10 protein-coding genes are annotated in these 9474 nt (G+C 42.8%); 5 read left to right on the forward strand and 5 right to left on the reverse strand.

Translation table 11 applies throughout. The annotated features are described in order from the left end of the window. The 5 genes from IID12_08195 to IID12_08215 all read left to right on the forward strand — a co-directional run. The coding region (locus IID12_08195) for a ZIP family metal transporter (protein ID MCH8289068.1) at positions 1-552 on the forward strand (552 nt) is incomplete at its 5' end. 77 nt (positions 553-629) lie between these two features. After that, positions 630-1433 carry a hypothetical protein gene (locus tag IID12_08200; protein MCH8289069.1) on the forward strand — a complete coding sequence of 268 codons (804 nt, stop codon included), beginning with the start codon at positions 630-632 and terminating at the stop codon, positions 1431-1433. Between the two features lie 215 nt (positions 1434-1648). Then, positions 1649-2110, forward strand: a complete 462-nt coding sequence (locus IID12_08205) for a MarR family transcriptional regulator (GenBank protein ID MCH8289070.1) — start codon at positions 1649-1651, stop codon at positions 2108-2110. 16 nt (positions 2111-2126) lie between these two features. Further along, a complete protein-coding gene (locus IID12_08210) occupies positions 2127-2981 on the forward strand; it encodes an NmrA/HSCARG family protein (protein ID MCH8289071.1) in 855 nt (284 codons plus the stop codon). A 403-nt stretch (positions 2982-3384) separates the two neighbouring features. After that, positions 3385-4467, forward strand: a complete 1083-nt coding sequence (locus IID12_08215) for an acyl-ACP desaturase (GenBank protein ID MCH8289072.1) — start codon at positions 3385-3387, stop codon at positions 4465-4467. 183 nt (positions 4468-4650) lie between these two features. Here IID12_08215 and IID12_08220 read toward each other — a convergent pair whose 3' ends face one another. From IID12_08220 to hemH, 5 genes are all read right to left on the reverse strand, one after another. Next, positions 4651-4833, reverse strand: a complete 183-nt coding sequence (locus IID12_08220; protein ID MCH8289073.1) for a hypothetical protein — start codon at positions 4831-4833, stop codon at positions 4651-4653. A gap of 20 nt (positions 4834-4853) precedes the next feature. Continuing rightward, positions 4854-6134 carry a glutamate-1-semialdehyde 2,1-aminomutase gene (hemL, locus tag IID12_08225; protein MCH8289074.1) on the reverse strand — a complete coding sequence of 427 codons (1281 nt, stop codon included), beginning with the start codon at positions 6132-6134 and terminating at the stop codon, positions 4854-4856. 14 nt (positions 6135-6148) lie between these two features. Further along, complete coding sequence (gene hemB / locus IID12_08230) at positions 6149-7123, reverse strand: porphobilinogen synthase (GenBank protein MCH8289075.1); 975 nt, start codon at positions 7121-7123, stop codon at positions 6149-6151. Further along, positions 7110-8549 (reverse strand): protoporphyrinogen oxidase, encoded by a 1440-nt coding sequence (hemG, locus tag IID12_08235; GenBank protein MCH8289076.1) that lies wholly within the window; start codon positions 8547-8549, stop codon positions 7110-7112. The genes hemB and hemG overlap by 14 nt, the downstream gene beginning before the upstream one ends. Further along, on the reverse strand, positions 8540-9474 hold a 935-nt coding region (hemH, locus tag IID12_08240), incomplete at its 5' end, for a ferrochelatase (GenBank protein MCH8289077.1). The genes hemH and hemG, both read right to left, overlap by 10 nt.

The following is a 9474-nucleotide window of genomic DNA, read 5'->3' on the forward strand; positions in this document are numbered from 1 at the left end:
CTTACTGCTATTGAGCAACCTGTTTCTAAGCATCGTGCGCGTAAAAATGAAGAATCCAAAGAAAATGCAGCCTCTTTAGACACCAAATCGGTACTAACGCTGGCTTATATCATTGCCTTGAGTATTGGAATTCATAATCTTGGTGAAGGACTTGCTATAGGTGGAGCGTATGCAGTGGGAGAGGTATCATTAGGAGCTTTTCTTGTACTTGGATTCATGATTCATAATATAACTGAAGGCGTTGCCATAGTGGCACCTTTATCCAAAAGTAAGACCCCTCTCTGGCATCTATTAGTTTTAGGCTTGGTTGCAGGGGCTCCCACCATAATCGGAACATGGATCGGTGGATTTACCTTCTCTCGTGTATGGTCGTTACTACTAATATCGATAGGTGCCGGAGCTATATTTCAGGTTGTGCTGCTAATTTACGGCCAGATGCGATTAGCGTCGATACGTCGTAATGTCCAATCCATTGTTACCTATAGAAATGTGATTGGCTTTATGAGTGGGTTAGTAGTAATGTATGCTACAGGTCTTTTTGTAACTGCTTGAAATCGTTAGGCGTCAGATAAAAGTGGACCTTTATTGGCCGTTCCGGATAATTTTATCCTTATCTCTGATTTTTTAAATTGAAAGTTATTACAACTATTGAAAGACTGATCTACCGCGTATTAGTCCTATTAACGTTTAATACGGGAATCATCTACGCTCAGATAGGCGGAATATCCAATTCGAAAGTCGTAGTGCCCGGAACGGAAACTGTGGGAGTCGGAGTTTTTGAATTTGAACCCGCATTCGAATTCTTCAGTCCAAAAAGCGAGTGGGATAGTAATAGTAACTTAGTGACATTTGACAGTTCCTCTACGGAATCGAGTTATGGATTTAGATTTACGACAGGAGTGAGAGAAAATTTGGAAGTGGGTATGATAATACCGAGTGACGTGTCCTCATTGAATTTTGGACTGAAATGGTTATTTTGGAGCCGAAGGGGCCTATCGGTTGCCCTCCAATCAGGACTCAATTTCGATGCTCTGGACGAGAACAGGCACAAAGATGCGGGTGTAGCAAAGATATTCGGCTACGGATTGGTACTGACTTACGAACCCGAAAACAAAATCTCGATTGATTCGGATATTTCACTATCATTTTACACGGCAGAGGTCGATGGTCAATCGGTGGGTCATTCGGGATCATTTAACATAGGCGTATCATATGGATTTTCGAAAACTTTTCACAGTGTAGCGGAATATAATTTCAATTGGATAACATTCGAGAATAGAGATTTTGATTCGAAGATAGGGGGTGGATTGCTGGGTTTCACCTTCGGAGCAAGTCCGTCAACCTTAGTCATTATGGGGTTACAATATGGTGTTCACGGTACGAATAATCCAAAAGGTGTAGCATATATAGCTGCTTTTACGTTTACGATTTAACAGAATAAAAGAGCGATTATGGATTTCTGATCAAGAGTGACCCGCTCCCTGTAGCAGAACTATTTACTACGCCATAAAAAAACCCTGATTTTCTAAATTCTCATAAACTCCGGGTTTCATGAGTTTTGAGATAACCGCAGTCGTGGTTCCCTTGCCGATAATATTTACCAAAAATATTACTTGACATTTAAATATTTTAATGTTAAAGTATATTTATGCCGACACACTACAAAGGAACGGTCAAAGAACGCAGGGCTCTCAACGCCTGGATCAAATTTATGAGAGCCGGTATTACTCTGGACTCTCAGTTAACGAATAGTCTTCGCAGGTTTGAACTTACTGAAAGTCAATTCGCCGTAATAGAAGCGTTGTATCATCTTGGTCCGATGAACCTGACGGAAATAAGTGCAAAACTCCTTTGTACGGGTGGAAATTTGACAACTGTGGTGGATAATTTGGAAAAACAAGACTTAGTGAAACGGGTTCCAAGCAAAACCGACCGGCGTCAATATGAAATTCATCTTACCCCAAAGGGGAAATCGCATATAAAAAAACTGTTTCCCGATCATGTTAAGGCGATAGTCCGGGAAATGAGCGTTCTCTCCCCTTCTGAACAGGATGAACTTTCAAGGTTATGTAAAAAACTTGGGTTGGAAATAATAAAACAAAATAAATAAAAGAATGGAGCTGGAATTGTCTGATAACGATAAAATAATATTAGTCACGGGAGCAACCGGAACTCAGGGCGGCGCCGTAGCGCGCAACCTGCTGGATAAAGGATGGAAAGTAAGGGCATTGACCCGAAACAGTGAAAGCGAGAAGGCGCTTGAGTTGAAATCGTTGGGCGCGGAAGTTGTTCAGGGAGATATGAATGACCCCGAATCGCTCAAAGAGCCTTTGCGCGGAACTTATGGAGTATTCTCTGTCCAAAATTTTTGGGAAGCGGGAAATGAAGGCGAAATAAAATTAGGAAAGACGCTCGCTTCAGCAGCGAAAGAAGCCGATGTAAAGCATTTTGTTTATTCATCGGTTGCAAGCGCGGATAAAAACACGGAAATAGTTCATTTCGACAGCAAGTTCCAAATAGAGGAATTCATCAGAACTATTGATATTCCATACACCATTATACGTCCGGTGTTTTTTATGGATAATTTCTTTATGATGAAGGAACAGATCGAGGAGGGTAACATATCGAACGCCATTCTCCCTGAAATTCCCCTTCAGATGATAGCATCAAACGATATCGGGATATTTGCCGCCCATGTGTTTGATAATCCTGAAAAATATATAGGCAAAGCAATAGACATTGCGGGTGATTCGGTTACCATGCCTGAATCTGCCGAACTCATCGGTGATATGATCGGAAAACCTGTGGAATATACCGCTCTTTCAATGGAAGAGTTCCGCTCTGCCATGGGTGACGAATATGCGACGATGGTCGATTGGTTTAACAAGGTCGGCTACAGCGTTGATATAGCAGAACTCGAGAGAAGCAACGACATCAAAATGAAAAGGTTCAACGAGTGGCTCCTTGAAGTAGAATGGTAGTAAAGATCATCTGTATCGATTATTAAAACGAGCGTTAGTACAGCTGGAAAGTTTCGTCTTACGAGAGGCTGAATCAATAGAGACCTCCTCACTTCAAAATAGGAGGTCTCTCTTTATATCTTCAGTCGCCTCATTTGTTGATAGAAGTTACAAAAGTGTATTTTAGGATTCAGCCCGAATTCTACTCGAGTTCTCATAAACGGCCGTTCATAAGACAATAGTAAGAACGATGAGTAGAAGAAGATCAATCAGCAAAAAACAGATGGAATTACAGAAAAGTGTTTCTTAATTTATCATAATGGTATGTCCTAATCGTTTTGACGACCTGCACGCCCCGACCGGAACTATTCAGGGAGTTGGGTTATGAACATATATTAATGAATAAGAAAGTAAAGTGAAAATAATGAACGAAGAAAAAACTCTTCAGCAAGCAGTTGACATTAAAACAAACAAGACGTCCTACACCGATGAAGAGCAACAAATAATAAATATATCAGATTCGATAGTAGCTGAAAGAATTGGAGTCGCCAGAAATTTAGAGAGTAAGGTAGAAGAACTATCGAATAGAATACTTAGAGATGTCGATGATCCTAAAAACTGGCAGCCTTCTGATTATTTACCGGATTTTGCAGATGAATGGGAATATGACATAAATACGATACAAAAACAATCTGAAGCATTGCCGGATGAATTGCTTGTAGTTTTAGTCGGCGATATGATAACAGAAGAAGGATTACCAACCTATCAATCACTGCTTAATAGAATAGCTCCTATCACGGAAATAACCGGAAATCAAGACACTGCCTGGGGGAAATGGACAAGATGGTGGACTGCCGAAGAAAACAGACACGGAGATTTATTACATACTCATTTAATGTTTATACCGAGATTGAATATGTATGCCGTAGAAAGGGACATTCAAATTCTATTAGGGCGCGGCTTTGATCCGGGCGTCGGTGAAGACCCGTACAAACTGATGGTTTATACCAGCTTCCAGGAGAAAGCAACCTTTATCTCTCATTTAGGAACCGCTAAAATTGCTAAAACCCAGGGAGATGAAAGGTTATATGATATTTGCAATATTATTTCCAAAGATGAATTAAGACATTTCAGCTTTTACAAAGAAGTTATGAGTGAAATATTCGACGTTGATCAAAATGGCGCCATGACTGCATACGCTCATATGATGAAAAGAACCATATCCATGCCTGCTAAAGAAATGGATAACAGCAAAAATCCTACATTGTTTACCGACTTTTCTGAGGTAGCTCAGGCAACCGGTGTCTACACCGCAAAAGAATATGCCGGGATAATAGAACAATTAAATGCAGATTGGAAAATAAGAGATAGAGATGTCACAACTGTTGACGCAAGTAAAGCTCAAGAATATTTATTAAAACTTCCCGGAAGATATCTGAAATTAGTCGAGCGAAGAAAAAGTAAAGAATTTAGATTTGATGTTTCTAAATTTGATTGGATCAAATAAAATTACATATATCTGTTAATTGAGAATCTAATGCGGGGGATGATTAGATAGATTCTTAATTTTCTCAAGGATCAAAAGCAAGAGTACTGTGCTATCCCTTTATTACCAACTGTTACAAAGGACTGATGACCTCACAGCGACTATTTTCTCTCCCGCCAGAGGCGGTGGCTGCCTTATTTTTGATCAAAATATTCCGAGATAAATCAGAAACGGCAACAATATATAAAGAATCCCGTCACGAATAGCATAGAAAATGACGATAGTCCAAAGAACTTTCCAACCTCTTTTCTTGACAAAAACCTTAAAGCCTTCTTCGCGAAGCAATTTTACCCAATCGATAATAAATAACGGCAGCAAAAATTTCATATCTTAATCGCCCCGACAATCTATCGGGATTCTTCGAAAGCGAGGACGCTTTTACTGATTGTAATTTCTATATCCTCGCTTGAGTGCGCGAGAGAGATGAACATCGCTTCGTATGCCGATGGGGCAAGGTAAATTCCTGATTCGAGCATAGTGTGAAAATAATTTTTATATCTCCCGGATACGTTATCAGGAATATCCTCTAATTTCTCTATCGGCTTATCTGTAAAGTATATACATAGTAAAGAACCGACCCGTTGAACAGCCGCCTCAACTTTTAGCGAACTAATGCCGTCGTTCAATCCTCTTTCTAATTCGGCGCTCAGCTGTTCCAATTTCTCATATGTTCCGGGTTTTGACAATTCGTTCAAAACTGTCAGCCCCGCTGACGTAGCCAGCGGATTACCAGAAAGCGTTCCCGCCTGATATACAGCACCTGCCGGAGCAACCATATCCATCAATTCGGTCTTACCTCCGTAAGCTCCGACAGGAAGACCGCCGCCGATTATTTTTCCGAGAGTTGTAATATCGGGCATTACGTTGTAGAGTTCCTGCGCTCCGCCGAGCGCCACCCGGAATCCCGTTATTACCTCATCAAAGATCAGAAGAATACCGTCCCCGTCGCAGCGCTCCCTCAGCCCTTCAAGAAAACCCTCCTTTGGAGGGACACAACCCATGTTGGCGGCAACCGGCTCAACGATTATCGCCGCCACTTCCCCCTTGTTGTCGGATAACAGCTTATCCAGAGAATCCGGATCGTTATAAGAAGAAATTAGAGTGTCAGCCGTTACGCTTCCCGGCACACCCGGACTGCTCGGCTCGCCGAACGTCAGCGCTCCCGACCCCGCTTGAACCAGAAAACTATCCGCATGACCGTGATAACAGCCCGAGAATTTTATTATTTTATCACGCCCGGTCGCCGCTCTCGCTAATCTGATGGCGCTCATAGTCGCTTCAGTTCCCGAACTGACCAATCTGACCTTTTCAATTGACGGTACGGTTTCTACTATCTTTTCAGCCAACAGAATTTCGTTCTCCGTCGGCGCTCCAAAACTTGAACCTTTCTCCACCGCATCTTTGATAGCCGCTGCAACTGCCGGATGCGCATGACCGAGTATCAGCGGTCCCCAGGAACAGACATAATCAATGTATTCATTCCCGTCAACGTCGTAAATTTTTGAACCTTTTGCGCTCAAAATAAAAGGAGGAGATCCTCCTACCGCGCCGAACGCCCTGACAGGTGAATTAACGCCGCCCGGGATAACTTTTTCCGCTCTACGGAAAAACTCCTCACTTCTTTGCAGAGAGAAATCTTCAGTCACGAAATCGCCTTCGCTGCTTCCTTCGCGAAATATGTCAAAATGATATCCGCTCCCGCACGTTTAATAGAGATAAGAGACTCGAGCATCGCTGCATCGCCGTCCAACCAGCCTCGCTCCGCCGCGGCTTTTATCATAGCATACTCCCCGCTGACGTTATACGCCGCAACAGGCAGATCCCATCTTTCTTTTACTTCCCGTATTATATCAAGATATGGCAGAGCAGGTTTTACCATAATAATATCCGCTCCCTCTTCCACATCGAGCTCTACCTCCCTGAGCGCTTCCCTGCGATTTGCGGGATCCATTTGATAAGATTTTCGATCACCGAACTGAGGCGATGAATCAACCGCTTCGCGGAACGGACCATAAAATGACGATGAAAATTTAGCGGCATAACTTAATATCGGAATTAGTGCATGCCCTTCATCGTCAAGAGCAGACCGTATGGCGCCCACCATACCGTCAATCATTCCTGACGGGGCAACTATGTCCACACCCGCTTTGGCATGTGAGATCACCTGCTTCTGCAGGTTTAACAGAGTAGCATCGTTGTCGAGCTCGCCTGATTTTGTCACCACACCGCAGTGACCGTGGTCGGTGTATTCACAGAAGCAAACGTCAGAGATCACCAACAGATGCGGGATTGCATCCTTCAAAGCCTTTGTTGCGATCTGTATGATGCCGTTATCGTTCCAAGTTTCCGAACCGACCGAATCTTTGCTATTAGGAATTCCAAAGAGAATCACTGCTTTTATACCAAGAGAAAACGTTTCTTTTGCATCCTTGATCAGTTCGTCTATCGAAAATTGGAATTGCCCCGGAAGTGAACTGATGGGATTACGTACCGATTTGCCATGCACAACAAAATACGGCTGTATAAAATCTTCGGGGCTTAACTTCGTTTCACGAACGAGGTCTCTGATTGAGGCAGTTCTCCTCAATCGTCTCGGTCGGCGTTTAAGTGTAAACATTTACTATCTCTGCCAAAGGAGCGTTTTTTATATTTGATAAGTACTCAGATATTTTAACCGCCGTAGCTTTACCATTTGCTATACAATCTTCGACAGATACGCCTCCCCTATACGCCCCGGTCATATAAAGACCCGGATAATTTGCCTCAACATTATTCAATTCGTTCAGTATCTCATGATAACCTATAGTGTACTGTGGAATTGCTTTCTTCTTTATGAATACTTCCTTTAATATCGGCTTTCCTGTGATGTGAAGAATCTTCTCCAAGCTCGTGTGAACCAGGTCAATAAGTTCATTTGGTTCCAATTCGGTTAATTCAGGATGTCTTTTCCCGCCGATAAAATTGGTAAGTAATACTTTGCCATCAGGCGCTCTTCCATCGAAGAAGGACGATGTCCAGAGTGATCCAAGAAATTTATTCGGTTCGCAAGGCGGAGATAACATTCCGAATCCGTTGAGGGGATGTCCAATATCGTTCCTGTTGTAACCAAGCGAAACCACAGCCATAGGGGCGTAGTCGATTATTCTAAGATCGTTTGCCACCTTAGACGAAAACGGCTCTAATAGTTTTGCCGTTTGATATGACGGAGTGGAAATAACTACTGATCTGGCGCTAATTATGTTCGCTGTTCCACCTTTTTCCACCGTTACTTTATAAAAAGAAGCGGATTCGTTCGGAGATAATATACTTTTAACCTCGGCTCTCGTCTGCACCTTATCTCCAAGAATTTTTGTCAACTTTTCAGGCAGAGTCTTAAGTCCCTTCCTAAACGAGAAAAGCTTTGGACGGGCGCCTTTTGTTTTACTTTTTGACCTATTGAATATCTTTTTCACCATGCCGCCTATCAGGCTCCCATACTCTGTTTCTAAGGCATGAAGTCTCGGGAATGTGCTGCGTAAGCTGATTTTTTCCGGATCGCCCGCGTAGATGCCTCCCACGAACGGAGCCACAGCATAGTCAAGAATTTCCCTGCCCAGGCGTCTGATTACAAATTCAGCCACCGATTCATCTGTTTTGCCGGAAGGTTTTATGAAAGGTTCCCTCAAAAGTCTCAACTTGGCGGAAAGAGAAAACAAATTAGTGGTCGCGAACGATACCGGACTGAGCGGAATAGGAACGGGTTTTCCTCCCTTCAGGATATAACGGTATTTCTGAATATCGTTTGCGTATAGCACTTCGTCTTTTAAGCCGGCAGCATCAATAGTTTCCAATAGTTCATTTGTTCTTCCTTGAAGTGTCGATGGCCCGTGTTCGATGAGAAATCCATCTTTCAGAGTTGTGTTGATCACTCCGCCGACCCTTTCGTCAGCCTCGAACAGACGAACGGCAATTCCGAATTTATCAAGCCAGAATGCGGTCGACAAACCGGAAATGCCCCCACCGATTATTACTACCGGGACAGTGTCGGAATTAGTCAGTTCCATGATTCAATCCTCTGAAGAACCAATTCTTTCAAGGCGCTTATAAATTTCGGAGAATCGTTCAATGCCGGCATGACCTCATACGTTTCTATGCCTGCTTTGGTCGCTAAATCACGGTTAAATATGCCGAGTTCAAATAGGGTTTCTGAGTGATCATTAACAAAAGCGACCGGAATTACGAGCAGGTTTTTCACCCCATTTTTCCCGAGTTCCGGTATCATCTTGTCAGTAGCCGGACCAAGCCATTCTACCTTTGTAACCCTACTCTGGAAACTAATCGAATGGTGATATCTGTTCTCCAGCTTAGAAACAACCAAGTCCACCGTAGCACGCACCTGCTTTTCATAAGGATCCCCTTTTTCTATCACGCTTAGCGGTACTCCATGCGCGCTAAACAAAAGATGCATATCATCATCTCCGACACCGTTAAATTTTTCGATACCTTCCAGGATCCTCTCTGTGAGCGCTTCGATATATGAAGGAAAATCATGGTAGTCATGTATGAGTCTGAATTCTATCTCTGAATCTTTTCTTTTTTTTATGACCCGTTCAAATTCATGCAGACTTGAACCGGTAGATGTGATAGAGTAATGCGGATATAATGGGAGAAGAATCACCTTTTTTATTCCTTCTGTGATCAGGTCCTCTACTGTGCTCTTCGTAAACGGATGCCAATATCGCATTGCTATATAAACTTTGAAACTGCCGTTTTCGCTTAGCTTAGATTCGAGAGCTTCTGCTTGTTTTTGTGATAGTTCGCGTAAGGGCGAGCCTCCCCCGATATTCTCATATATCTGAATAGATTCAGGCAGCCGTTTTCTCGTAATGTTCCAAGCTAAAATAGGACGAAGGATCTTCCCCATAGGCAGGTCAATTATATCAGGATCATTGAATAGATTACGTAAAAACGGTTTTACGTCATCCAAAG

It is taken from the genome of Candidatus Neomarinimicrobiota bacterium (assembly GCA_022567655.1).
GTDB lineage: Bacteria > Fidelibacterota > SORT01 > SORT01 > SORT01 > JADFGO01.

Excerpts from the sequence above, each read along its gene's own strand:
- IID12_08205 (MCH8289070.1), top strand. The coding sequence starts at position 1,649 with ATGCCGACACACTACAAAGGAACGGTCAAAGAACGCAGGGCTCTCAAC.
- IID12_08215 (MCH8289072.1), top strand. The coding sequence starts at position 3,385 with ATGAACGAAGAAAAAACTCTTCAGCAAGCAGTTGACATTAAAACAAAC.
- IID12_08220 (MCH8289073.1), bottom strand. The coding sequence starts at position 4,833 with ATGAAATTTTTGCTGCCGTTATTTATTATCGATTGGGTAAAATTGCTT.
- hemB (MCH8289075.1), bottom strand. The coding sequence starts at position 7,123 with ATGTTTACACTTAAACGCCGACCGAGACGATTGAGGAGAACTGCCTCA.
- hemG (MCH8289076.1), bottom strand. The coding sequence starts at position 8,549 with ATGGAACTGACTAATTCCGACACTGTCCCGGTAGTAATAATCGGTGGG.